Origin of the sequence: Azospirillum thermophilum (assembly GCF_003130795.1) — a bacterium.
Taxonomy (GTDB): Bacteria; Pseudomonadota; Alphaproteobacteria; order Azospirillales; family Azospirillaceae; genus Azospirillum; species Azospirillum thermophilum.
Genome location: NZ_CP029353.1, coordinates 2,006,750 through 2,032,106, shown reverse-complemented (window position 1 = coordinate 2,032,106; position 25,357 = coordinate 2,006,750). Strand labels below are relative to the sequence as shown.

18 protein-coding genes, 1 other RNA gene and 2 pseudogenes are annotated in these 25,357 nt (G+C 71.1%); 7 read left to right on the top strand and 14 right to left on the bottom strand.

Going from position 1 to position 25,357, the window contains the following annotated elements; translation table 11 throughout:
- Window positions 1-7: 7 nt before the first annotated feature.
- The 13 genes from DEW08_RS15950 to DEW08_RS15890 all read right to left on the bottom strand — a co-directional run bounded on the left by DEW08_RS15950 (window position 8) and on the right by DEW08_RS15890 (window position 14,522).
- On the bottom strand, window positions 8-1,477 hold the full coding sequence (locus DEW08_RS15950; protein WP_109328745.1) for a UDP-N-acetylmuramoylalanyl-D-glutamyl-2,6-diaminopimelate--D-alanyl-D-alanine ligase: 1,470 nt from the start codon (window positions 1,475-1,477) through the stop codon (window positions 8-10).
- Window positions 1,474-2,940 carry a UDP-N-acetylmuramoyl-L-alanyl-D-glutamate--2,6-diaminopimelate ligase gene (locus tag DEW08_RS15945; protein ID WP_109328743.1) on the bottom strand — a complete coding sequence of 489 codons (1,467 nt, stop codon included), beginning with the start codon at window positions 2,938-2,940 and terminating at the stop codon, window positions 1,474-1,476. Before DEW08_RS15945 ends, DEW08_RS15950 begins: the two co-directional genes overlap by 4 nt.
- Window positions 2,906-4,738 (bottom strand): peptidoglycan D,D-transpeptidase FtsI family protein, encoded by a 1,833-nt coding sequence (locus DEW08_RS15940; RefSeq protein WP_109328741.1) that lies wholly within the window; start codon window positions 4,736-4,738, stop codon window positions 2,906-2,908. Before DEW08_RS15940 ends, DEW08_RS15945 begins: the two co-directional genes overlap by 35 nt.
- A complete protein-coding gene (ftsL, locus tag DEW08_RS15935) occupies window positions 4,735-5,535 on the bottom strand; it encodes a cell division protein FtsL (protein ID WP_109328739.1) in 801 nt (266 codons plus the stop codon). Before ftsL ends, DEW08_RS15940 begins: the two co-directional genes overlap by 4 nt.
- Window positions 5,532-6,512, bottom strand: a complete 981-nt coding sequence (rsmH, locus tag DEW08_RS15930) for a 16S rRNA (cytosine(1402)-N(4))-methyltransferase RsmH (RefSeq protein ID WP_109328737.1) — start codon at window positions 6,510-6,512, stop codon at window positions 5,532-5,534. The genes ftsL and rsmH overlap by 4 nt, the downstream gene beginning before the upstream one ends.
- Complete coding sequence (locus tag DEW08_RS15925) at window positions 6,509-6,997, bottom strand: division/cell wall cluster transcriptional repressor MraZ (protein WP_109328735.1); 489 nt, start codon at window positions 6,995-6,997, stop codon at window positions 6,509-6,511. Before DEW08_RS15925 ends, rsmH begins: the two co-directional genes overlap by 4 nt.
- Window positions 6,998-7,691: 694 nt before the next feature.
- Window positions 7,692-8,090: RNase P RNA component class A (gene rnpB, locus DEW08_RS15920), an RNA gene on the bottom strand.
- A 64-nt stretch (window positions 8,091-8,154) separates the two neighbouring features.
- Window positions 8,155-8,787 (bottom strand): Uma2 family endonuclease, encoded by a 633-nt coding sequence (locus DEW08_RS15915; protein WP_168220376.1) that lies wholly within the window; start codon window positions 8,785-8,787, stop codon window positions 8,155-8,157.
- Between the two features lie 64 nt (window positions 8,788-8,851).
- Window positions 8,852-9,535, bottom strand: a complete 684-nt coding sequence (locus DEW08_RS15910) for an N-acetylmuramoyl-L-alanine amidase (RefSeq protein ID WP_109328730.1) — start codon at window positions 9,533-9,535, stop codon at window positions 8,852-8,854.
- Complete coding sequence (locus DEW08_RS15905) at window positions 9,532-10,410, bottom strand: DMT family transporter (protein WP_109328728.1); 879 nt, start codon at window positions 10,408-10,410, stop codon at window positions 9,532-9,534. The genes DEW08_RS15910 and DEW08_RS15905 overlap by 4 nt, the downstream gene beginning before the upstream one ends.
- Window positions 10,407-12,236 carry an ATP-binding cassette domain-containing protein gene (locus DEW08_RS15900; RefSeq protein WP_109328726.1) on the bottom strand — a complete coding sequence of 610 codons (1,830 nt, stop codon included), beginning with the start codon at window positions 12,234-12,236 and terminating at the stop codon, window positions 10,407-10,409. The genes DEW08_RS15905 and DEW08_RS15900 overlap by 4 nt, the downstream gene beginning before the upstream one ends.
- 122 nt (window positions 12,237-12,358) lie before the next feature.
- Window positions 12,359-13,462: a hypothetical protein gene (locus DEW08_RS15895; protein ID WP_146214694.1), complete on the bottom strand. Its 1,104-nt coding sequence runs from the start codon at window positions 13,460-13,462 to the stop codon at window positions 12,359-12,361.
- A 238-nt stretch (window positions 13,463-13,700) separates the two neighbouring features.
- A complete protein-coding gene (locus DEW08_RS15890; protein WP_109328722.1) occupies window positions 13,701-14,522 on the bottom strand; it encodes a TerB family tellurite resistance protein in 822 nt (273 codons plus the stop codon).
- Between the two features lie 285 nt (window positions 14,523-14,807).
- On the opposite strand from DEW08_RS15890, the gene DEW08_RS15885 reads away from it, so the two are divergent.
- Window positions 14,808-15,371, top strand: a complete 564-nt coding sequence (locus DEW08_RS15885; RefSeq protein ID WP_109328720.1) for a GNAT family N-acetyltransferase — start codon at window positions 14,808-14,810, stop codon at window positions 15,369-15,371.
- A 20-nt stretch (window positions 15,372-15,391) separates the two neighbouring features.
- On the opposite strand, the gene DEW08_RS30750 is transcribed toward DEW08_RS15885, so the two are convergent.
- A complete protein-coding gene (locus tag DEW08_RS30750) occupies window positions 15,392-16,072 on the bottom strand; it encodes an exonuclease/endonuclease/phosphatase family protein (protein ID WP_146214693.1) in 681 nt (226 codons plus the stop codon).
- Between the two features lie 264 nt (window positions 16,073-16,336).
- On the opposite strand from DEW08_RS30750, the pseudogene DEW08_RS15880 reads away from it, so the two are divergent.
- The 6 genes and pseudogenes from DEW08_RS15880 to DEW08_RS15850 all read left to right on the top strand — a co-directional run bounded on the left by DEW08_RS15880 (window position 16,337) and on the right by DEW08_RS15850 (window position 25,348).
- A pseudogene (locus tag DEW08_RS15880) lies at window positions 16,337-19,958 on the top strand (hydantoinase B/oxoprolinase family protein).
- Window positions 19,959-20,146: 188 nt separating this feature from the next.
- Window positions 20,147-20,527: a hypothetical protein gene (locus DEW08_RS15875; protein WP_109328718.1), complete on the top strand. Its 381-nt coding sequence runs from the start codon at window positions 20,147-20,149 to the stop codon at window positions 20,525-20,527.
- Complete coding sequence (locus DEW08_RS15870) at window positions 20,524-21,465, top strand: hypothetical protein (RefSeq protein ID WP_109328716.1); 942 nt, start codon at window positions 20,524-20,526, stop codon at window positions 21,463-21,465. The genes DEW08_RS15875 and DEW08_RS15870 overlap by 4 nt, the downstream gene beginning before the upstream one ends.
- A gap of 80 nt (window positions 21,466-21,545) precedes the next feature.
- Entirely contained in the window at window positions 21,546-21,812 is a 267-nt protein-coding gene (locus DEW08_RS15860; RefSeq protein WP_109328714.1) for a hypothetical protein, read from the top strand.
- A 321-nt stretch (window positions 21,813-22,133) separates the two neighbouring features.
- Window positions 22,134-23,819 (top strand): methyl-accepting chemotaxis protein, encoded by a 1,686-nt coding sequence (locus tag DEW08_RS15855; protein ID WP_109328712.1) that lies wholly within the window; start codon window positions 22,134-22,136, stop codon window positions 23,817-23,819.
- Window positions 23,820-23,945: 126 nt separating this feature from the next.
- Window positions 23,946-25,348, top strand: a pseudogene (locus DEW08_RS15850) (FAD-binding oxidoreductase).
- Window positions 25,349-25,357 lie beyond the last annotated feature (9 nt).

Below are 25,357 nucleotides of genomic sequence, written 5' to 3'. Positions count from 1 at the left end.
TCCGGCGTCAGCCTCGCGTCGCGGCGGCCGAGGCGGCCGGGGCAGCAGGGTCCGATTGGGTTGAGAGGATGGTGTCGAGCGCGGCGAGCGCCTCGACGACCAGCCCGGTGCGGCTGCCGAGCGAGCCCTTGACCACCACCACGTCGCCGCCGCGCACGGCGTCGGCGACGATGGGGGCGAGCCCGGCGCTCGTCTCGCTCCAGCCGCCGCGCATCGCGGCGGGCAGCCGGTCGAACAGGGCGCGCATGTGCGGGCCGCAGCAGTAGACGGTGTCGACATGGGCGGCGCGCAGCGGCTCGGCGAGGCCGGCATGCAGCGCGTCGGCGCGCTCGCCCAGCTCCCGCATGTCGCCCAGCACGGCGACGCGGCGCCCGCCGGCGCCGGGGTCGATCTTGCCCAGCACCTCGAAGGTCGCCGCCATGGCGGCCGGGCTGGCGTTGTAGCTCTCGTCGATCAGGGTGAAGGCGCCGCGCGCGGTCTGGATGCGCCTGCGCGTGCCGCGGCCCTTGACCGGCTGCAGCGAGGACAGCGCGCGCGCCGCGGCGGCCACGTCGGCGCCCAGCGCCCTGGCCGCCAGCAGCACGCCCAGGCTGTTCATCACCCAGTGCCGGCCGGGCAGCGCCAGCGAATACTGCAGCCGTTCGCCCTTGATGACGGCGGTGACGGCGCTGCAGGTCGCGTGCAGCGAGGCGTCGACCAGCCGCGCCTCGGCGTCGGCATGGCTGCCGAAGCTCCAGATGCGCGACAGGCCCTGCGTCCGCGCGGCGGCCAGCAGCCGGCCGAAATGCGGGTTGTCGCGGTTCAGCACGGCGATGCCGTTGGGGCTCATGCCCTCGAAGATCTCGGCCTTGGCGTCGGCGATGGCCTCGACGCTGTCGAAGAACTCCAGATGGACCGCCTCGACCGTGGTGATGAGGGCGACGTCGGGCTTCACCAGCCGCGACAGCGGTCCCAGCTCGCCGGCGTGGTTCATCCCCAGCTCGAACACGCCGTAGGCGCTGTCGGCCGGCAGGCGGGCCAGCGACAGCGGCACGCCCCAGTGGTTGTTCAGGCTCCCCTCGGTGGCGTAGGTCGCCGCCTGCGCCGACAGGACGTGGCGCAGCGCCTCCTTGGTGCCGGTCTTGCCGACCGAGCCGGTGACGCCGATCACGCGGGCCCGGCAGCGCAGCCGGCCCATGGTGCCGAGGTCGCCCAGCGCCGCCAGCGTGTCCTCCACCGCCAGCAGCGGCGCGTCGCCCGGCACGCCGGCCGGCACCGCGCTCACCATGGCGGCGGCGGCCCCGGCCTCCAGCGCCCCGGCGACGAAGTCGTGGCCGTCGAAGTTCGGCCCCTTCAGCGCGACGAACAGGTCGCCCGGCGCCACCTTCCGGCTGTCGATCGACACGCCGGTGGCGGTCCAGGGGCGCGTCGCCTGGCCATTGGTGGCCGCCGCCGCATCCCGGGCGGTCCAAAGAACGGGCTTCGCCTGCTCGCTCATGCTCCTCCAACCTCCGCTACGGCAGCCCTTGCCTCGGTCGCGTCGTCGAACGGCCGGACCTCGGTGCCGATGGTCTGTCCCTGCTCGTGGCCCTTGCCGGCGACGACCAGAAGGTCGCCCGCCCGAAGGCCGCGGACGGCGGCGCGGATCGCCTCGCGCCGGTCGCCGATCTCCTCCAGACGGTCCGGGGCCCCGGCCAGGACCTCCGAACGGACGAAGGCCGGGTCCTCGGTCCGCGGGTTGTCGTCGGTGACGATCGCCCGGTCGGCCAGACGGCCGGCCAGTTCGCCCATCACCGGACGCTTGCCGCGGTCGCGGTCGCCGCCGCAGCCGAACACCACCACCAGATTGCGGCCGGCATGTGGCCGCAACGCCCGCAGCACCGTCTCCAGCGCGTCGGGCGTATGGGCGAAGTCCACATAGACGGCCGCCCCGCTGGGATGGGTGGCGACGTGCTGAAGACGTCCCTGCACGCCCTCCAGCAGCGGAAGGGCGTCCAGCGCGCCGTCGCGGTCGCCGCCGGAGCCGATCACCAGGCCGAGCGCGCACAGCACGTTCCACGCCTGGAAGCGGCCCGCCAGGGGCAGGTCGATGGTGAGATCGCGGCCCAGAACCGTCAGGTCCAGGCGCTGGCCGTGCGCCAGCGGCTCGACCCCGTTCACCCGGAGCTCGCGACCGGCCAGACCGTACCCCAGGACGCGGTGGCCGCGGTTGGTACAAATGGCGGCGTAATGGGAAAAATGATCGCTGTCGGCGTTCAGCACCGCCGTGCCGCCGGGCGGCAGCACGCGGTCGAACAGCATGGCCTTGGCGTCGCGGTACGCCTCCATGCTGCCGTGATAGTCGAGATGGTCGCGCGTCAGGTTGGTGAAGCCGGCCGCCGCCAGCCGCACCCCGTCCAGCCGGAACTGGTCCAGCCCGTGGCTGGAGGCCTCCATCGCCAGATGGTCGATGCCCGCGTCCCTGACGGCGGCGAGCTGCGCGTGCAGCGCCACCGGGTCGGGGGTGGTCATCGCGGCATAGCCGCCCATGCCCGGCGCGATCAGGCCGAGCGTGCCGAGGCTGGCCGCCCGGTTGCCCATATGCTCCCAGATCTGGCGCACGAACTGCACGGTGGAGGTCTTGCCGTTGGTGCCGGTGACCGCCACCACGGTGCCGGGCTGGCGGTGGCCGTGGAAGGCCGCGGCCATCCGCGCGAAGGCCAGGCGCGGGTTGGCGTCCTCCACCAGCACCGCCGCGGCGCCGGCCGGCAGCACCGTCCCGGCGGGCGCCAGCACGGCGGCGGCCCCCCTGGACAGCGCGTCGGCGATGAACCCGCGGCCGTCCGCCCTGGTGCCGGGCAGGGCCGCAAACACGAAACCGGGCCTGACCGCGCGGCTGTCGGCGGTCAGCCCGGTCACGTCCGGGTCGGGCGTTCCGGCGGGAACGTCAGCGCGGTTTTCCAGGAGGTGGGACAGACGCAACGGTGCTTCCCTTCGGCTGGGGCGTGGGGGCAGGAGGCGGGGGGAGGTACTGCGTCGAGCCGGCGGCGTTCAGGTAGGTGGCGGCGAGGATCTCCGGCGAGGATTCATCCACCGTCGGCACGTTCAGCAGCGGGCCGATCTGCCTGACGATGCGGCCGACCGCCGGGGCGCCGACCCAGCCGCCGGTGGCGAAGCCGTAGGTCTGCTTGGTGCCCTTCGGCTCGTCGACCAGGACATACACGATGTAGCGCGGGTCGTGCATGGGGAACGCCCCCAGGAAGGACGACATGCGCGAGTTCTTCTGGTAGTGGCGGCCCTTCTGCTTGTCGGCCGTGCCGGTCTTGCCGCCGACGACGTAGCCCTTGACGCCGGCCGACTTGGCGGTGCCCTCGGTCACCACGAAGCGGAACAGGCGCCGCATCATGTCGGAGGTCTGCTGCGACAGCACGCGCTCGCCCGGAATCTCCGTCCCCGGCTCCCGCTTCAGGATGGTCGGGGGATGGAAGATGCCGCCGTTGATGGTCGAGGCCGCCGCCGCCACCGTGTGCATCGGGCTGACCGAGATGCCGTGGCCGAACGAGATCGTCATGGTGTTGATCTCGCGCCACGGGTTCGGCACCAGCGGCCAGCCGTTCTCCGGCAGCTCCAGCGCCGTCGGCTTCATGAAGCCCATCTTCGCCATGAAGGCGCGCTGGGCCGCGACGCCCACCGTCAGCGCCATGCGCACGGAGCCGATGTTGGAGGAATGCTGGAACACCTCCGCCACCGTCAGCGCGCGGTGCAGGTTGTGATAGTCGCTGATGCTGAAGCGGCCGACCTGGATCGACTTCGACGCGTCGAAGCTGTCCGACACCCGGATCCTGCCGGAATCGAGCGACATCGCCGTGTTGAAGATCTTGAAGGTGGAGCCCATCTCGTAGACGCCGAGCGTCGCCCGGTTGAAGGTCGGCTTGCTCGACGGGTCGGGATTGGGCGTCGGGTCGGCGTCGGTGATCGGCTCGTGCGGGTCGAAGTCCGGCAGCGAGTTCATCGCCAGCACCTCGCCGGTGCGGATGTCGTAGATGATGCCGGCGGCGCCGATGGCGTTGAATTCCTGGACGGTGGCGGTCAGCTCCTTCTTCAGGATGTGCTGCAGCCTGAGGTCGATCGACAGCCGCAGCGGCTCGCCCGGATTCTCGACCAGCCGCTTGTTCTGGCTCTGCTCGATGCCGGCCAGCCCGTTGTTGTCGACGCCGGTATAGCCGACCACGTGGGCCGTCAGGTTGGCGGCCGGGTAGAATCGCCGCTCCTCCCGCTCGAAATAGACGCCGGGCAGGCCGAGCCGGTGGACCTGCGCCTGCTGCTTGGGCGTCAGGTTGCGCTTGATCCAGACGAACCGCTTCTCGCCGCTCAGCTTGCCGAGCAGATCCTTGTAGTCCAGCTCGGGCAGGGCGGTGACCAGCTTGCGCGCCACCTCCTCCGGCCGGCTGATCAGCTTGGGGTCGGCGTAGAGCGACTGGGTGGCGAGCGAGGTCGCCAGCAGGTTGCCGTTGCGGTCGACGATGTCGGCGCGGTTGGCGGTCGTCCCGTCGAGGTCGAGCGCCTGGTGCTGCCGCGGCTCGCCGCCGCCGTTGAAGATCGTCGCGGCGACCAGCTTCACGCCGATCGCCGAGAACACCACGGTGACCACCGCGGCGGTCACCAGCAGCCGGTGCCTGGTCTGTTCCAGCGCAACCGTCAGCGACGTCCGCGGCTTGGCGACCGGGGGCGGCGCATAGGCGTCGTGCGCAGGTTCGAAGCCGGGCGGCGGCTGGATCATCGGTTGGCTCCCAGCCGGGCGACCAGGAGGCCCAGGCTGTCCGTCGGTTTCGGCACGTAGGCGGTCTGGGTGCCGGCGGTCTGGGTGCCGGCGGTCTGGGTGGCGGCCGGCTTGGGCGGCATGGCGGCGACGTCGGTCGGCCGGTTCAGCGAGGGCAGCGGCGCGTTGGCCGGCAGCTTGCCCGCCGGGGCCGTCTCCTGCCGGCGCTCGGCGGCCGGCGGGGCAGGGGCCTTGGCGGTGGCGGGCACCAGCGCGGACGGCTTGATCGGCGCCGGCTTGGCCGGGGTGGCGGCGGCCGGGATGATCGCCGGCTTGCCGGCCGGGTCGGCGGCCCTGGCGGCGGCGACCGCAGCGGCGTTCGGAGCGGCGTTCGGAGCGGCGGCGGGGCGCGGCGCGTTCGGCAGGCCGGCGACGGCCGGCTGCTGGGCCGGGCCGCCCTGCGGCGCGCGCACCATCGGCACGCCGGCCGGCGGCGGCAGCAGGGCGGGGGGCAGCGCCGGCTCGGGCGCCACGGCCGGGGCCGGGCGCATCGGGATGATGTCGAGCGAGGCGAACTGCCGCGCCTCCACCGGCTGCAGGGCCATGTGGCTGCGCGCCAGGGTCTCCAGCCGGGTGGGCTCGTTCAGGAAGCTCCACTCGGCCTTCAGGACCTGGATGGATTCCTGCTCCGCCACGATCCTGCGGTTCACCGAGGCGAGCTTCTCCTCCAGCTCCTGCACTTCGTAGCTGGTCTGGAACAGCACGCCGCCGGCGGTGGCGATCAGGCCACCCCAGAACAGCCAGGTCTTGCCTTTCATGCCGCCTCCTTGCCGGGCGCCGGGAAGGCCGGGGCCTCGGTACGTTCGGCCGCGCGCAGCCGGGCGGATCGCGCGCGGGGGTTTGCGTGTGCTTCCGCCTCGCCGGGGGACACCGGCTTGCGGGTCAGCAGGCGGAAGGATGGGGACCGCGCCGCGGCCGGGGCCGCGGGCGTGTGGCGGGACGGGGAGGGCGGCGGCGAGGAGCGGTCCTTCAGGAACGCCTTCACCTCGCGGTCCTCCAGCGAATGGAAGGAGACGACGGCCAGCCGGCCGCCGGGCTTCAGCAGCGATTCGGCCCCGGCGAGGCCGCGGCGCAGCTCGCCCAGCTCGTCGTTCACATGGATGCGCAGGCCCTGGAAGGTGCGGGTGGCCGGGTCGATGGCGTCGCCCTTGCCGCGCGGCACCACCGAGCGGACGATCTCCGCCAGCCGGCCGGTGCGCTCGATCGGCGCCTCGCGGCGGGCGGCGACGATGGCGCGGGCGACGCGGCGCGCCATCCGCTCCTCGCCGTAATGGAAGATGATGTCGGCCAGCTCGCCCTCGTCGGCGCCGTTGACGACGTCGGCGGCGGTCGGCCCGTCGCGTCCCATCCGCATGTCGAGCGGGCCGTCGAAGCGGAAGGAGAATCCGCGCTCCGGCTCGTCGATCTGCGGGGAGGAGACGCCGACGTCGAGCGCCACGCCGTCCACCGCGCTCACCCCGCGGTCGGCCAGCAGACCGGCCATGTCGCCGAAGCGGCCCTCGATCATCTCCAGCCGGCCGGGGAAGGCCTGGGCCAGGGCGATGCCGCGGGCGATGGCGGCGGGGTCGCGGTCGATGCCCCAGACGCGGCAGTCGGCCGATTCGAGAATCGCGCGGGTGTAGCCGCCGGCCCCGAAGGTGCCGTCGACATAGACGCCGCCGTCACGCGGCGAGAGGGCCGCGATCACCTCGGCCAGCAGGACCGGGATGTGGGGAGCGGCGACGGAAGCGGTCATGCGCCCTCCCCTGCCCGGCCGCGCTGGGCCTTGGCGACGATCTGGCTCAGCGAGATGTCCTTGCGCACGACCTGCTCGCGCAGCGCCGCCTCGTGGGCCTTGAGGGCTTCGGGTTCCCAGATCTGGAAGGTCTTGCGGCGGCCGATGAAGGAGGCCTCCTCGGCGATGCCGGCGAATTCCGCCAGCTCGCGCGGCAGGACGATTCGACCTTCGGCGTCGAGGGAGACGGGGACGAGCTTGCCGAAGATGAAGGTCTCGATCATGTCGCGCTCGTCCGCGTCGAGGTCGGGGGACTCGAGGCTCTCGGACAGCACGTCGAGATAGTCCTGGTCGGCGCCTTCCAGCGCCTGATGGTTCAGGGAGGGCCAGAGATAGACGGTGTTGGGGGACGAGGTTTTGGCAAGCGACTGCCGGAACTGCGCCGGGATGGAGACGCGTCCTTTCCTGTCAACCTTATTGACGTATGTGGACAGGAAAACGGCCATCGGCCCGGAAGTCTCCCCCAGCTATCCCCCGGCACGGGTCTTCCCCCCGTGCTAGCTCCGCGCCCATCCTGATCCGTCCCGCGGGTTTACCCCGAGTGGGTGGGATCCCCCTTGAATGGGCTGTCTTGGGATAGCATGGGATGGCATGGGCGTCAACGGCCCCCCCAGTATTCAATTTGGAGTGTCAAGACTTTTCACCAGTGCAGTTGTCCACCGGTAAGTAGGTGTCCGGTTTCCGCCGATGTCGGCAAGAATCCAGCAGCTTGGTGGCATGTGGAAAAGTTTATCCACAGATATTCACTCTTTGTTCCCATTATGCCTTCCCATAATCCTGCCGGGCAGGGGTATCCGTCAGCGAATCCCGATCGCCCACGGGGGTACGCCGAAGGCACCCATGGGCCAGGGCTGGCATGGGACGGCATGGGAAAACGCCCCACAGTTATCCACCGCCTGTGGATTGTTCTGGGGAAAATGTGGATTGCAGGGCACACACCAGCACAGAATTGGGCCGATAGGACCGGCCGGCGCGGGACTCGGGCTTTTGCCTCGGCCGAGGACTGCCGGCCCAGGCCGCCTGCGTCCCGTCCTGTCCCATGCCGCACCCATGGGACCGGCCTTCCGGCGGCCGGACAGGCCGCGGGCCCGCGGAGTCCGGGCTTGCGGTGGTGTCGGGGTGGGATGAAATGGGAAAAGAAGTGCCAGACGGCCTGTAAGCCGGGTTCTGTGTCCCAACCCCGAGGGGCCGGGCGATGGCCATTCATCTGGGACGCCGGTTACCCGACGCCTCGCGCGACCAACCCGGGCGGCGGCGCGGAAACGCGCTTGGCCCCGTCCCGTCCCGAAGGACGGGCGGCCGGGCCGCCCCTATTCGGTCTTGCTCCCGGTGGGGTTTACCGTGCCATCCCCGTTGCCGGGGACGCGGTGCGCTCTTACCGCACCCTTTCACCCTTACCGGCGCCAAGGCGCCGGCGGTTTGCTTTCTGTGGCACTTTCCCTGGGTCGCCCCCGCCGGCCGTTAGCCGGCACCGTGTTTCCGTGGAGCCCGGACTTTCCTCCCCCGGTGTGACCCGAAGGCGGCCATCCGGCCGTCTGGCCCGGCGTTCATATAGCGTCCGGCCCGTGGGGGCAAATCCCAAATCGCCCCCGCCGCCAAACCGTCAGGCGGGGGGCGTTCCAGGAGCGGCGCCGAGATCGGCTCCCGGAACGGCCCCGGGGCCGGCGTCCGCGCCCAGATCGACGTTCGCATACAGCGCCGCCAGCGGGATCTCCACCGCGATGCTCTCCAGCCGCAGCAGGTCGGCCTCCTCGACCAGCAGCTCGGTCAGCCAGCGGGTGCCGTCCACCCGGCGGTGCAGCTCGACATAGAGCAGCTCGCTGTGGACCAGCAGGATCTCCTGCACCGAGGGGATCGAGCGGTAGACCGGCAGCTTCACCTTGCGGTCGTGGTCCTGGGTGGAGTGGGACAGCACCTCGACCACCACCACCGGGTCCGGCGTCTCGTACTGGCCATGCCGGTGCGGCGTGCAGGTGACCGCGAGATCCGCCTGGAACCAGTTGCGGACGCTGTTCGGCTTGAGGATGCCGGCCTCGGACCGGACGTGGCAGGGCGGGCGCTTGCGCAGGGCTCCGCCGATCTCGATGGCGAGGTTCCCGGCGATGATCTGATGGGCGCCGTAGCTGGGCGCCATCGCCACCGGCACGCCGTCGATCAGTTCATGGCGCGCGCCGGTCCCGTCGTCCCACAGCAGGAACTCGTCCACCGTCATGCGCTTCAGGGCCAGGGTCGACATGCCGCACCTCCGTATCGCTCCCCCCATATGATAGGTGAGGCGGCGGGACTCGGCGAGGGGGGCGTCACCGCCCAGTCAGGCGCAGCAGGGCGCGCAGGCGGCGCACCGTCTCGGGGTCGGGCGTCCCGGTCAGCCGGTCGGGGTGGAAATGGCGCTGGAAGGCGAGCAGCGCCCGCGGATCCGCGGCGTCGTACCCATAGCGTCCCAGCAGGGCCGCCACCCCGGCGGCGTCGCAGGGGCCGTCGTCCTCCCGGGTCGGCGCGGGCCACAGCCCGATGCCGGCGGCGGCGAGGCCCGGCCAGTCGAACAGCTCGCCCGGATCCTCCTTGCGGCCGGGGGCGACGTCGCTGTGGCCCAGCACGTCGGCCGGCGCGATGCCATGCCGGCCCATCAGGTCGCGGCACAGCCCGGCGACCGCCGCCATCTGCGCGGCGGGGAAGGGACGGTAGCCGAACTCGTGGCCGGGATTGACGATCTCGATCCCCAGCGAACGGCTGTTGACGTCGTCCCGCCCGCGCCAGCGCGACAGCCCGGCATGCCAGGCGCGGCGCTCCTCCGGCACATGGGCGTAGACGGTGCCGTCCTCGTCCACCGTATAGTGGGCGCTGACCTGGGCGTCGGGGTCGCACAGCCGGCGCAGCGCGTCCCCCGCCGTCGGCATGCCGGTGTAATGCAGGATCAGCAGCTCGATCCGCGCCCCGTCCGCCCGCGGACCATGGTTGGGAGAGGGCAGGGGGATCGTCTTCATGTGGGGTTCGTCACCCGCTTGTTCACGGTCGCCGGCCGGCGCTTCACGATCACCGCCACGCCGCCGATGGTCAAGGCGCCGCCGATCGCCAGGTTCAGCGTCACCGGGTCGCCCATCAGCGCCACCCCCGCCGCCACGCCGAACACCGGCACGGTCAGCAGATAGGGCATGGTCTGGTTGACGTCGTAGTGGCGCAGCAGCGGGTACCACAGGCCATAGGCGACGATCGTCACCACCACCGCCATGTAGACGATGGCCGACCAGCCCCAGGCGGAGGCGCCGCGCACCGCCTCGATCTGCCCGTGCTCCAGCAGAAGCGACAGGATCAGGAGCTGCGGCGCCGCCATCAGCGCCATCCAGCCGTTCAGCGCGAAGCCGTCCAGCCCGCCCAGCTTCTTCATCTGGATGCTGGCGACCGCGAAGGCGAGGCTGGCGCCGAGGATCATGAACAGCGAGGGCAGGGCGTCGCCCAGCCGCGGCTCCCCGGCGATCACCGCGATCCCGGCCAGCGCGGTGGACATGCCGAGCGCGCGGCGCCAGCCCAGCTTGTCCTTGAACACCACCGCCGCCAGCAGCGACGAGAAGGGCACCTGCGCCTGCGCCGCCAGCGAGGCGGTGGCGGCGTCGATGCCGGTCAGCCCGTTGAACATCAGCGGGAAATGCACGGTGCCCAGCGTCACCGACAGGGCGGCGATCGGCAGCATGCGGCCGCGCGGGACGCGGGCGAAGGGCACCAGCAGCAGCGCCACCAGCGTGAAGCGCAGGAACATGATGAACAGCGGCGGGAACTCCGCCAGCCCCCACTTCGCCACCACGAAGTTCAGGCCCCACAGCGCCATCACCAGCAGGGCCTGCAGCGAATGGCGCAGCGTCACGGCCGGCCGCCTTCCAGCTCCTCGCGCAGGGCCTCCAGCTCCAGCCAGCGTTCCTCCGCCACCGACAGCTCGGCCTGTTTGGCCTGGAGCTGATCCGACGTCTTCTGGAACCTGGCGGCGTCGCGGGCGAACAGGTCCGGGTCGGCCAGCGCCGCCTCCAGCTTCGCCACCTCGGCGGCCAGCCTGTCCAGGCGGGCCGGCAGCTCGTCCAGCTCGCGCTGGTCCTTGTAGCTCAGCTTGCCGCGCGGCTTGGCCGGGGCCACGGCGGCGGCGGGCTTCGGCTTGGCCGCGGCGGCGGGGGCCGCCGCCTTGCGCTCCGGCCGCTGCACCAGATAGTCGGAATAGCCGCCGGCATATTCGGTGGCGGTGCCGTCGCCCTCCAGCGCGATGGTGCTGGTCACCAGCCGGTCGAGGAAGTCGCGGTCGTGGCTGACCAGCAGCAGCGTGCCCTGATAGTCGCCCAGCACCTCTTCCAGCAGGTCGAGCGTGTCCATGTCGAGGTCGTTGGTCGGCTCGTCCAGGATCATCATGTTGCTGGGCTTGGCGAACAGCCGGGCCAGCAGCAGCCGGTTGCGCTCGCCGCCCGACAGCGCCTTCACCGGGCTGTCGAGCTGCCGGGTGTCGAACAGGAAGTCGCGGATGTAGCCGGCGACGTGGCGCGACTGGCCGTTGACCACCACCGCGTCGCCGCCGAACGGGCAGAGCACGCGGCGGATGGTGTCCTCCGGATCCAGCCCCTCGCGGCGCTGGTCGAAATAGGCGGTCTCCAGGTTGGTGCCGAGCCGCACCGTCCCCTCGTCGGGGGCGAGCTGGCCGGTCAGCATCTTCAGCAGGGTGGACTTGCCGGCGCCGTTGGGGCCGATCAGCCCGACGCGGTCGCCGCGCAGGATGCGGGTGGAGAAGCCCCTGACGATGGTCTTGCGCCCCGCCGCCGTGTCGAAGCCCTTGGAGATGCCCTCCGCCTCGATCACCAGCCGGCCGCCGCGCTCGGCCTCGGCGATGGCGAGCTTGGCCTGCTGGCCGCCCTTGATGCGCTCCGACCGCTCCGTGCGCAGGTCGAGCAGGGCGCGCACGCGGCCCATGTTGCGGGTGCGCCGGGCCGAGATGCCCTCGCGCAGCCACTTCATCTCCGAATCGATCTTGCGGTCCAGCTTCTGGGCGGCGATCTCCTCCGCCTCGAACACCTCGGCCTGCCAGACCTCGAATTCCGAGAAGCCGCGGTCGGTCGCCCGCACCGTGCCGCGGTCGAGCCACAGGGTGCGCCGCGCCAGCCGGTTGAGGAAGGCGCGGTCGTGGCTGATCAGCAGCAGCCCGCCGCGATAGGCCAGAAGCTCCTCCTCCAGCCACTCGATGGTCGGCAGGTCGAGATGGTTGGTCGGCTCGTCCAGCAGCATCACGTCGGGGTTGCCGACCAGCGTGCGGGCCAGCGCGGTGCGGCGCGATTCGCCGCCCGACAGCGTGCGCGGGTCGCGGTCGCCCGCCACCTGCAGCCGGTCGAGCACGGCGTCGACCCGGTGCGCCTCGTCCTGCTCGCCGGCCGGCAGGCCGCCGGCGACATAGTCGTGCACGGTGGCGCAGCCGGTGAAGTCGGGCTCCTGCGGCAGATAGGCGATGCGCGCGCCGGGCTGGGTGAAGACGGTGCCGGCGTCGGGATGGACCATCCCGGCCAGCACCTTCATCAGCGTGGATTTCCCGGACCCGTTGCGGCCGACCAGGCAGGCCTTGTCGCCCCGCCCGATGGACAGGTCGATGCCCTCGAACAGCGGGCGCCCGCCGAAGGTGACGGAGACGCCCTGGAGTGCGGTGATGGGTGCGGGAGGTGCCATGGACCGAAGCGGTGGATTGCGGGACGGGCGGACTTATACCGCGCCCGCCCCGCTTCCCGCGACGGTCAAATCCGGGGGGCGGGGTTGCGCGGGGTCCGCCGCCGCCCGCCCCCCGCCCGGTCCTAGGTGCCGCCGGCCGCCGCGCCCTGCGGCGGGGTCGCCACCTGCTGCTCCTGCACCTTGAAGCCGAAATAGGTGCCGTTGCTGATGCCGGTCAGGGCCAGCAGCTCGGTCGACAGCTCCGGCATGCCCAGCGTGCGGGTGACCTCGTAGAGGAAGGTCAGCCCCAGCACGATCGTCCAGACCAGGAGCTGGAAACGGTGGATGCTGTAGCCGTGGGCGTCGCTGACCAGATCCGACAGCCAGCCCTGCGAGCTGGGATAGATCTCCGCCAGGGCGGTCTTCATGGCGCCGCTGTCCGGCGGGCTGGCCTGGGCGGCGGCGAGATACTGCGTGATGAAGGCGGCGCGGCGGTCGTCGTCCGGGCTCGGCCGGTTGTCCTGGAAGGCGGCGAGCACGGAGGTGCCGCCGACGATCCCCATCAGCGCCATGGTGCCGGTGGTGACCGTGTTCATCGACCCGGTCACCGTGACGATCCCGGCATAGCAGGCGATGACGATGGCGCTCCACCACAGGAGCTGGAAGCGCGACAGGCTGTAGGGACGGCTGTAGCCGGCCGGCAGCGGCACGCCCTCCACCGGCTTGGGCATCGGGTCGCGGCCGAAGCGCGTCAGGAAGCCGGCGATGAACAGCGCGGCGATGGCGACGGCCCAGACGGCGGCGGCCATCAGGTCGCGGCCGCCCGCCCCCTTGACATGGACCGTCTGCACGGCGGTGGAGATGCCGCCGGTCGCCGGGCCGAAGGCCGCCTTGACCGGCACCACCTTGCCCAGGCTGAAGAAGCCGTCGAAGGCGTTCTGCCAGGCGGTGCGCCGCTGCTGCGCGGCGTCGTCGTTGCCGGCGATGGAGGTGGAGGCGCTGCCCAGCAGCTCGCCGGCGGCGGAGCATTCGAAGACCGCGCCGGCGCCGGGAATCGTCTGGCCGTTGACGACCAGCACCAGCGACTGGCCGTTCAGCGTCGTCGCCACCGTGGAGCAGGGCTGCCCGTTCAGCGCGGCGCCGCCCAGCGTCAGGGTCAGCGTCTCGCCCAGCACGAGCGGGGCGGTGGCGCTGCCCGGCCGCTGGCCGGCCGCCATCTGGGGTGCCGCCGTCTGGGGTGCCGCCATCTGGGGGCGGCGGTCTGGGGGGCGGCGGTCTGGGCGGCGGCGATGCCGGTGGCGGCTCCCATTAGGATGAAGGCGGCAAGGGCTGCCGTTCTGCGGGCAAGCGGGCGGACCATCCTGTCTCTCTCCTCCCTGGCGGAAGCGGCGCCCAGCGCCGCCGGTCACCCGCATCCTACGTCATAAGACGAGAAGAGGAGATAGAATTTACAACCATAGGAATACGTATGTAGGCGGTTGCCCCTTATTTCGCGGCCCCCCGCTCCGCGGGCGCCTGCAGGCTGCCGCGCTGCTTGCGGATGCGGTCGTAGGCGGCGTTGACCGCGGCGATCTTCCGGGTCGCCAGGTCGATGAATTCCTGCGGCAGGCCCTCGGCGATCAGCCGGTCGGGATGATGCTCCCGGACCAGCCGGCGGTGCGCCGCCTTCACCGTCGCGTCGTCGGCGCCGTGCGCCACGCCCAGCACATGGAAAGGGTCGTCGTCGCCGGGCATGCCCGCCATATGGTGGCCGGCCAGGATGCGGTCGAACTCCGCCGCGCCGAAGCCGAAGATCTCCGCCACCCGGCGCAGATAGGCGACCTCCTCGGCATGCAGCTCGTCGTCGGCCTCGGCGATCATCAGCAGGCTGTCCAGCAGCTCCTCCAGCACCGCGTGGCGGTCCTCGAACAGCCGGGCGATCTGGGCGGCATACTCCTCGAAACCGTGGGTGTCGCGGCGGGCGCGGTCGAAGACGCGGCCGACGGTCTCCAGCTCCTCCGGCGGGACGCGGAACAGCCGCTTGAAGGTGTCGACCTCCACCCGCTTCACCACCCCGTCGGCCCGCGCCATCTTGGCCGCCAGCGCGATGACGCCGATGGTGAAGGCGACGGTGCGGGTGGCGGGGTGCGGCTCCCGCGGGGTCCGGCCGTCCCTGCTCGCGGCGGGGGCCGCGGCCGACTCGGCCGTCTCCCCGCTGCCGCGCAGCCGGTCCACCGCATGGCCGGCGACCGCCCCCGCCAGACCGCCGAGCGGCCCGCCGAGCGCGAAGCCCGCCGCCGTCGCCAGGATCTTTCCCCAGATGCTCATGGCCGTTCCCTTCACCCCGCAGACCCGCGGCTTCCGCCGCCGCGCACAGGATAGAGACCGCACCCCCGCCCGTCCAACTGTTGCCGCGCTGCAACATGACCTATCGGACAGGCCCCTTGCCCTTTCGTCGCGCTTGAGCTTTGCCCGGCCCGGCATATGTTGCAATGCAGCATAAGACGAGGCGGCATCCGGCGACGCCGGCCAGCTCCCGCTCTGTCCGACCAGGAGGTCAAACGCTCTTGCATCGTGCGTGACGTGTCTTCGAATTACCGTCGAGCGAGAGCCATGCCAGTGTTCCGTAAACTCCTTCCGGCCGAGCTGCCGCGCTATCGGGCGCATCTTCTGCGGCTGGATCGGACCGACCGCTACGCGCGGTTCACCGGAACCGTTTCCGACCAGACCATCGAGCGGCACTGCGAGTCGATCGACTGGAGCCGCACCGTGCTGATCGGCGCCTTCGTCCGCAACGAGCTGCGCGGTGCCGCGGAGCTGTGCACCGACCGCGTCCTGTGGCCCGACGAGGCCGAGGTCGGCATCAGCGTCGAGAAGGAGCTGCAGGGCATGCGCGTCGGCAGCACGCTGGTCCGCCGCATGCTGACCGTGGCGCGCAACCGCGGCATCCGGACGCTGCACATGCATTGCCTGGCCGACAATGTGCGGATGCGGGCGCTTTGCCGCCGCTTCGGCGCCCGGCTGCAGATGGAGGCCGGCGAGTTCCACGCCAGCTTCGACCTGCCGCGCCCCAACCAGTTCTCCTACGCCACCGAGGCGCTGGAGGACGGCGCCGGCGCCGTCAACGCCATGCTCGACCGCTTCTCCACCGACCCGGACCGCCGCCTCGCGGCGTGAGGGCCGCGGCGGGACCGACCTTACGGAAAGGAGATGCGGACAGGGTTGTGGTCACTGGGGTCGACCCGGACGACCTCGATCCTGGGACGCAGCTTGCCCTCCATCGTTCCGATGACGACGAAGTAATCGAGGGTGTTGTCGCTGCTGTGTGTCGGTCCCGGCGGCACATGGAGCGTGATCGGTATTCCGCTGCCGCTGCGTGTCCTGCCGGCGGATGCGCACACCGTGGCGAGGGTTCTCTTGTCCGTGTTGAAATCGCCGCCGATGACGACACGGCTGCAGCTTTGGCTTCTGACCAGGCCCAGGCACTCGCGAAGAAGCTGTGACGTGTCCGAATTGTCCGTCGCGGACGCCGTCGAGTGCCAAGATACATATAGCGTGTCACGGATCTGGAGTGCGGCGGCCGTCCTTCCGGCGACTCCGCCGCCGACGGTGGCAAGTGTCACTGCGGTCCCTGTGCCTGAGGACAGGACATAGTTGGTGCAGCGGTCGGTGAAGGCTCCGACACTGGATCCGACGGCGATACTGCGGACACTGATGACGCGCCGGATGGCGGATATCGCTCTGGAGTCGTTGGCTGCGCCACCCTCCTGGATCATTCCCACCGCGCAACCGCCATTGAGAAGGTCATTGACTACCCGACTTTTGGGCACTGTCAGAAAATCGCCCTGCGAATTCCAGGTAAAGAACTTGTCAGCCATTATGACGCCCTTTTCTCTTCATGACTCCGCGGGCAATGCGGACTGTCGGTTTTATATTTTCGAGAAACTCTTGTAAACGTAGTGCATATGCGTGGAATACTCCTTATAGTGGTCTTGCATGGATGATTACGCTTGAAGATAGCGGAATGCCGCCTCGGAAGAGATGGACGGCGCTGAGGGTTGACCTTCCGTCCCGGATCGCCACACTCCCACGCCCAAGGGCGCGACGGTCGCCCGGACGGCTGGAGAGCAAAGGGCTGGATCATGACGGACAAGGCGGGGCGGTGGCAGTTCTGGATCGATCGCGGCGGCACCTTCACCGACATCGTGGCGCGGCGGCCCGACGGCGCCGTCCTGACGCACAAGCTGCTGTCGGAGAACCCGGAGCGCTACGCCGACGCCGCGGTCCAGGGCATCCGTGACCTGCTCGGCCTGAAGCCGGAGGACGCCATCCCGGCCGAGGCGGTCGAGGTGGTGAAGATGGGCACCACCGTCGCCACCAACGCGCTGCTGGAGCGCAAGGGCGAGCGGACGGTGCTGCTGGTGACCGAGGGGCTGGGCGACCAGCTCCGCATCGGCTACCAGGCGCGGCCGAAGATCTTCGCCCGCCGCATCACCCTGCCGCAGCCGCTCTACGACCGCGTGATCGAGGTGCCGGAACGGCTGCGCGCCGACGGCACGGTGCTGAGGCCGGTGGACGTCCACACCGTGCGCCGCGGCCTGCAGGAGGCCTTCATCCAGGGCTACCGCTCCGCCGCCGTCGTGCTGATGCACGGCTACCGCTATCCGGAGCACGAGTTGCAGGTGGCGGCGATCGCCCGCGACATCGGCTTCACCCAGGTCTCGGTCAGCCATCAGGTCAGCCCGCTGATGAAGCTGGTCGGCCGCGGCGACACCGCGGTGGTCGACGCCTACCTCTCGCCGATCCTGCGCCGCTACGTCGACCGGGTGGCGGGCGAGCTGGGCAATGTCCGGCTGATGTTCATGCAGTCGAACGGCGGCCTCACCGACGCCCACCGCTTCCAGGGCAAGGACGCCATCCTCTCCGGACCGGCGGGCGGCGTGGTCGGGGCGGTGCGCACCGCGGCGCTGGCCGGCTTCGACCGGATCATCGGCTTCGACATGGGCGGCACCTCCACCGACGTCTGCCACTATGCCGGCGAGTACGAGCGCGCCTTCGACACCATGGTGGCCGGGGTGCGGGTGCGCACGCCGATGATGAACGTCCACACCGTGGCGGCCGGCGGCGGCTCGCTGTGCGTCTTCGACGGCACGCGCTTCCGCGTCGGGCCGGAAAGCGCCGGGCCAATCCCGGGCCGGCCTGCTACCGCCGCGGCGGCCCGCTGACCGTCACCGACTGCAACGTGATGGTCGGCAAGCTGCAGCCCGCCTTCTTCCCCAAGGTCTTCGGTCCCGACGGCGACGAGCCGCTCGACGCCGAGGTGGTGCGGGTCCGCTTCCAGGCGCTGGCCGAAGAGGTCAACGCGGCGCTCGGCACGCAGATGACCCCCCACGAGGTGGCGGAGGGTTTCCTGCGCATCGCCGTGGACAACATGGCGAACGCCATCAAGAAGATCTCGGTGCAGCGCGGCTACGACGTCACGCAATACACGCTGAACGGCTTCGGCGGGGCGGCGGGGCAGCATGTCTGCCTGGTGGCCGACGCGCTGGGCATGACGCGGGTCTTCCTGCATCCCCATGCCGGCGTGCTGTCGGCCTACGGCATCGGCCTCGCCGACACGCTGGCGATCCGCGAGCGCGCGGTGGAGGCGCCGCTGGACGACGCGCTGATGGAGCCGCTCGCCACCGCCATCGCCCGCCTCGGCGAGGAGGGCCGGGCCGAGCTGACCCGCCAGGGCATCGCGGAGGACCGGCAGGAGCTCCACCCCAAGGCCCACATCAAGGTGGAGGGGGCGGACAGCGCGCTGACCGTGCCCTTCGGCACGCGGCAGGAGATGGTCGCCGCCTTCGAGACGGCGCACCGCCAGCGCTTCGGCTTCCTCATGCCGGGCAAGCGGCTGGTGGTCGAGGCGGTCTCGGTCGAGGCGGTCGGCCGCACCGACGGCATCGACGACCCGCTGGCCGGCGAGGTCACCGGCGTGCTGCCGCGCCGGCTCGCCACCGTGCGCCTCCACACCGGCGGCAGGCTGCGCGAGGCGCCGGTCTACGACCGCGCCCATCTCTCGCCCGGCAACCGCGTCGTCGGTCCGGCGGTGATCCGCGAAGCCATCGCCACCACGGTGGTGGAGCCCGGCTGGATGGCCGAGATCACCCGGCGCAACCACCTCGTCCTCACCCGGATCGAGGCTCTGCCCCAGCGCGTCGCGGTCGGCACCAAGGTCGATCCGGTGATGCTGGAGGTCTTCAACAACCTCTTCATGTCCATCGCCGAGCAGATGGGCCTGACGCTGGAGAAGACCGCCCATTCCGTGAACATCAAGGAGCGGCTGGACTTCTCCTGCGCCCTGTTCGACGTGGACGGCGGGCTGATCGCCAACGCGCCGCACATGCCGGTCCATCTCGGCTCGATGGGCGAGAGCGTGCGCACGGTGATCGAGCGCAGGAAGGACACGCTGAAGCCCGGCGACGTCTACGCCCTCAACGATCCCTATCACGGCGGCACGCACCTGCCGGACATCACGGTCATCACCCCGGTCTTCGACGGGACGGGCAGGGACCTGCTGTTCTACGTCGCCTCGCGCGGCCACCATGCCGACGTCGGCGGCACCACCCCCGGCTCGATGCCGCCCGACAGCACCCGGATCGAGCAGGAGGGCGTGCTGCTCGACTGCGTCCCGCTGGTCGAGGGCGGCACCTTCCGCGAGGCGGAGCTGCGCGAGCTGTTCACCGCCGGCTCCTGGCCGGCGCGCAACCCCGACCAGAACCTCGGCGACCTCAAGGCGCAGATCGCCGCCAACGAGCAGGGCGTCCGCGAGCTGCACCGCATGGTCGAGCAGTTCGGGCTGGAGACGGTGCGCGCCTACATGCGCCACGTCCAGGACAATGCCGAGGAGCAGGTGCGCCGCGCCATCGGCGTGCTGCGCGACGGCAGCTTCCGGCTGGAACTCGACAACGGGGCGGAAATCCGGGTGGCGATCGCCATCGACCACGGGACGCGCTCCGCCACCGTCGACTTCACCGGCACCAGCGCCCAGCTTCCCAGCAACTTCAACGCCCCCTCGGCGGTCTGCCGCGCGGCGGTGCTCTACGTCTTCCGCACGCTGGTGGACGACGAGATCCCGATGAACGAGGGCTGCCTGCGCCCGATCCGCATCGTGATCCCCGCGGGTTCCATGCTGGCCCCGACCTACCCGGCCGCCGTGGTGGCCGGCAACGTGGAGACCAGCCAGTGCATCACCGACGCGATGTTCGGCGCGCTGGGCGTGATGGCGGCGGCCCAGGGCACCATGAACAACGTCACCTTCGGCGACGACCGCCACCAGTATTACGAGACGGTGTGCGGCGGTTCCGGCGCGGGGAGGGCTATGACGGCACCGACGCCGTGCAGACCCACATGACCAACTCCCGCCTCACCGATCCGGAGGTGCTGGAGTGGCGCTTCCCGGTCCTGGTGGAGGGCTTCCGCATCCGCCGCGGCTCCGGCGGCATGGGACGCTGGCGGGGCGGCGACGGGGTGGTGCGGCGCCTGCGCTTCCTGGAGCCGATGACCGCGGCCATCCTCTCCAACCACCGCCGGGTCCCGCCCTTCGGCCTCAAGGGCGGCTCCGACGCCAGGACCGGCCGGACCTGGGTCCAGCGCGTCGACGGCACGACGCAGGAGCTCGGCCCGCAGGACAGCACCCGCATGAACCCCGGCGACGTGCTGGTGGTGGAGACCCCCGGCGGCGGCGGCTACGGCTCCGTCGCGGAGCGCCCGACGGAATAGGGCGGGGGCACCGGCCGTCCGGCGGGGGACGGCGCTCGCCGTTCCCCCGTCTCCCCCCGTCTCCCCCGTCTCCCCCGTCTCCCCGCCGCACCGATTGTCGCGGGCGTGGCGGCGCCCGTCTGCCCGGTTGCAAGTCGCGAACCGGCTGCTACACTCGCGTCTACCATAGCGCGAGAAAATACATACGCATGCACACCGCAGCGCGCATCGCCTTCCTGCCGCCGATCCTGCTGTCCCTGGTGGTGCCGGCTCTCTCCGCCTGCTCCTATTCCTCCATCGACGAGGCGGGCAACCGGCATGTCGTCGGCTTCGTCGCCCTGACCATCGCCGCGCCGGATGCCGCGGCGCCCGCTTCCGGCCCGGTTGTCGCCGGTTCGGTGGTGGAGGTGACGACGCTCGGCCTCGCCGCCGGCAGCAGTCCGCAGGGCGGGCACCTGTCGCTCGGCTACAGCCGGGAGGTCAGCGGCCTGCTGCGCGACGACGCGCTGGTGCTCGGCGATCCGCTCGCGCTCGACCGCGCCCTCACCCCCCGACCAGCCGCCACCGCCGCGCAGGAGCCGCAGCCATGATCCGTCGCGCCAAAAACCGCTTGGCCCTCTCCCTCTGCTGCCTCGCCGCGCTCGCCGCCTGCGACGCGACGGACCGGGCGGTCTTCGTCACCTCCACCAGCATCGGGCTGAACGCCGACGCCACCACCCGGCAGGTCGGCATCGCCTATGACCGGAGCGAGGGTTTCATCGGCCCCGACTATGTGGACGACGGCGCCGTTCCCTCGGCGGTCGGCTATCTCGACTCCGACCTGGAGGTCTTCTCGCCGAAGATCCGGCAGCTCTACGCCACCGGCGCCGCCGCCGACATCGTGACCGGTGTCGATCCCGCCGCCGTGCCGCCCGATGGTGCGCTGACCGGGACGCGCCGGCTGCTCGCCTTCGGCACCGCCACCACGCTCGGCCTGCAGGTCGGCTTCGCCACCGCCTCCGGCCTGCCGGACGCCCTGGTGCTGGGCTACCGGCGCAAGGAGGCGTCGGTCATCCCCTTCCGCAAGGCCGACCCGACGAGCGGCCAGCCCGACAGCTACGCCCCGGTGCTGGCCTCCATCACCATGAACCAGACCACCGGCACGCTCGACCGGACCGGCACCCGGCTCGTCCAGTTCATCGCCACCGGCCGCGCCGCCAGGGCGCTCGCCGCCGACCCGCAGGTGCGCTCGATCTTCGACCGGCAGGGCAAGCAGGCGCTCTCGCTCGCCCAGCTCGACGCCGTCGAGCGGATGCGGAGCGCCGGCGCGACGGCGGGCTGCTTCCTGAAGCCCGACCGGACGGTCGACCAGGCGGAACTGCAGAGCGCGCTCGCCGGGATGCAGGCGGCCGGGGTGATCCCCGCCTCGGCCGTCGCCGCGCTGCAGGATGCGCCCGACGAGAAGACGCTGCGCGGCCGCCTCGTCAACGACCCGCTGACCGCCAAGGCGATCACCGGCTGGCTCGCCGGCCGCTGCCCCACCTCCTGACCGCAAGGCCCCTGACCACCAGACCCCTGACCACCAGACCCCTGACCACCAGACCCCTGACCACCAGACGAGGGACTGCCATGACCGACGGCTATCTGGTCATCGAATACTACCAGGACCCCGCCGTCGCCGCCGAGCGCGGCAAGGCGCTGGCCGTGTCCGGCTACACCGCCCATGTGGTGGACGGCCCGCTGTTCATGACCAACTGCAAGGGCGCCGCCGGCCCGGACGGCGACCCGCTGCCGCTCGCCTCGCCGACCCGGCTGCCGGCGGTGCCCGGCTGGTCCTGCGCCGTCATCGCCGTCGCCACCTCCGACACGGTGGCCGCGGCGGCGCCCGCCGGCTGACGGCCTGCGGCGATTACTCGCTCGACGGCGCGCAAAACTGTATCTATCAGTACGGCGCACCGTGGGCTTGGCGGGGCGGCAGGTTGAACCCTTCGGTTGTTTTGCCGCGCGAAACTACAGCGGTAGAACTATACCGCTTTATTGCCTCTCCTATTGGCGAGAGAGCCGGAGATAGGACAATTCACCTAGAAATAAGATCGGATTAACATTTCTATGCTTTAAGGGATTCAGCGCGGCCGCGACCGGCCCCCGCGGATCCCCGATGCCCCGGGCGATCCCCGTCCCGGTCCGGCTCTGTCCTGCGGCGGAGGATCGGGGATCATGCTGGGAAACTGGGGAATCCAACTCAAGACGGCGGTCTCGGCGGCCATCGTCGGGCTGTTCGCCGTCGCCATCGCGGCGGCCGGGTTCTACGGGCTGCGCTCGGCCGAGCGGGCCATCGCCGATCTCGTCGGGGCGCAGCGCGTCCAGCTCGAAGCCTTCGACACGCGCATCGACGTCATCGCGCTCAGCCGCATGGAGTATGAGCTGGGCAACGACCCCGCGCAGGTCGCCAAGTTCGTCGATCAGGCCGAACGCCGCATCGCCGAGCTGACCGGCCGGGTCGACAAGCTGTCGGCCGCCACCGCCAGGCCGGGCCAGCTCGACGCCATCCGCAGCGGCATCGCCAGCTACGCCGCCAGCGTGCGCGCCCTGCTCGACAGCATGAAGGCCTTCAACGCCAAGGGGCCCGGCGCCGACCGCGCCATGATCCTGGAGGCGCTGCAGCGCAGCCGCACCGCCCAGATGGCGCTGACCGACGCGGTCAAGGCCTACAACACCACCGTCGCCGAACGGACGGAGGCCGCCACCAGCACCGCGCTCGACCTCGCCGGCACCATGCAGGCGATCCTGGCGGTCACCGCGCTGCTGGCGCTCGCCGTCGGCCTGTCGGTCTCCATCCTGCTGTCGCGCACCGGCATCGTGCTGCCGCTGCGCCGCCTGATGGCCGAGGTGCAGCGCATGGCCGCCAACCGCATCGACGAGCCGGTCGGCGGGGTGGAGCGCCGCGACGAGGTGGGCGAGCTCGCCCGCGCCGTCGAGGGATTCCGGCAGGAGATCGTCAAGGGCCGCGCGCTGCAGGCCCAGGTGGACCGGCAGCGCGAACAGGCGATCGAGCAGGCCAAGCGGCGCGACGCCATGCTGAAGGAGTTCGACGCCGCGGTCTCCGGCATCCTGCGCGGGGTCGCCGCCGCCGCGACCGAGATGGAGAGCACCGCCCGCGGCATGACCTCCATCGCCGACCGGGCGATGCATCAGGCGACCAACTCCGCCTCCGCCTCGGCCGAGACGTCGGAGAGCGTGCAGGCCGTCGCCGCCGCCATCGAGGAGATGAACGCCTCCATCGCCGAGATCGCCCGCCAGGTCGAGGACAGCGCCGCGGTCGCCGGCACCGCGATGCGCGAGGCCGAACAGACCAACGCCGTGGTCGGCGAGCTGGCCCAGTCCGCCCAGCGCATCGGCGAGGTGGTGGCGCTGATCAACTCGATCGCCAGCCAGACCAACCTGCTGGCGCTGAACGCCACCATCGAGGCGGCGCGGGCCGGGGAGGCCGGCAAGGGCTTCGCCGTCGTCGCCAGCGAGGTCAAGAGCCTTGCCAACCAGACGGCCAAGGCGACCGAGGAGATCGCCGCGCAGATCGCCGCCATGCAGTCGGTCACCGGCACCGCGGTCACCGCCATCCAGGGCATCGGCGGCACCATCACCCGGATGAACGAGATCGCCACCGCCATTTCCGGCGCCATCGCCGAGCAGAACGCGACGACCAGCGAGATCAGCCGCTCGGTCCAGCACGCCTCGCGCGCCACCCAGAGCGTGTCGGCCAGCCTGACCGACCTGAACGAGGCGGCGACCCACACCGGCGTCGCCGGCAACGAGGTGCTGATGGCCGCCCAGGAGCTGTCGCGCCAGTCGGAATCGCTGAACCACGAGGTGGACGGCTTCCTCTCGCGGATCCGGGCGGCATGACGGCGGCATGAGGACGGGCCCCGCGGCAGCCCAGCCTTGCAACGGCCCGTCTTGCCAAGCTCCGCCCGGCCGCCTTAGCCTCGTTTGGTCATACCAACCAGTGTCGAACGGGGAGCAAGACGACCGATGACCGCTATCGCCACCTCACGCCCGCGCGCAGCCCTGACCGAGGACGCGCGGGCGGACCTGACGGCCCTTCTCGGCGAGCGGTTCAGCACCTCCGGCCCATACGGGAGCATCACGGGAAGGACGAGTCCTACCACGCGCCCTTCCCGCCGGACGGCGTGGCCTTCGCCCGGTCGACCGAGGAGGTCGCGGCGATCGTCCGCATCTGCGCGAAGCACAAGCTGCCGATCATCCCCTTCGGCACCGGCACCTCGCTGGAGGGCGGCGTCGCGGCGCTGGCCGGCGGCATCTGCATCGACGTGTCGGGGATGAACCGCATCCTGCGCGTCAGCACCGACGACCTCGACGTCACGGTCGAGGCCGGGGTGACGCGCAAGCGGCTGAACGAGCATCTGCGCGACACCGGCCTGTTCTTCCCCATCGACCCCGGCGCCGACGCCTCGCTGGGCGGCATGGCCTCGACGCGGGCCAGCGGCACCAACGCGGTGCGCTACGGCACGATGCGCGAGAATGTGCTGGGGCTGACCGTGGTGCTGGCCGACGGCCGCATCATCAGGACCGGCGGGCGGGCGCGCAAGTCGGCGGCCGGCTATGACCTGACCCGCCTGTTCGTCGGCGCCGAAGGCACGCTCGGCATCATCACCGAGGTGACGCTGCGCCTCTACGGCATTCCGGAGGCGATCTCGTCGGCGGTCTGCGCCTTCCAGGACATCCGCGGCGCGGTCAACACGGTGATCCAGACCATCCAGTCCGGCATCCCCGTCGCCCGCATCGAGCTGCTGGACGAGGTCCAGATGGATGCCGTCAACAAATACTCCAAGCTCGACTATCCGGTCGCCCCGACGCTGTTCTTCGAGTTCCACGGCACCGAGGCCGGCGTGAAGGAGCAGGCGGAGATGGCCGAGGCCATCGCGGCCGAGCATGGCGGGATGGAGTTCAAGTGGGCGACCCGGCCGGAGGACCGCTCCCGCCTCTGGCAGGCGCGGCACGACGGCTATTACGCCGGTCTGGCGCTGCGTCCCGGCAGCAAGGGCTGGCCGACCGACGTCTGCGTGCCGATCTCGCGGCTGGCCGACTGCATCCTGGAGACCAAGAAGGACCTCGCCGAGTCCAACATGCTGGCCCCGATGGTCGGCCATGTCGGCGACGGCAACTTCCACCTCGTCTACGTCATCGATCCCGACAAGCCGGAGGAGATGGCCGAGGCCAAGCGGCTGAACGACCGCATGGTCGCCCGCGCCCTGGCGATGGGCGGCACCTGCACCGGCGAGCACGGCGTCGGCTACGGCAAGATGGAGTTCCTGGCCCAGGAGGCCGGGGAGGCCTATGCCGTGATGGGCCAGCTCAAGCTGGCGCTCGACCCCGACAACCTGATGAATCCCGGCAAGGTCGTGCGGGTCTGACCGGCCGGC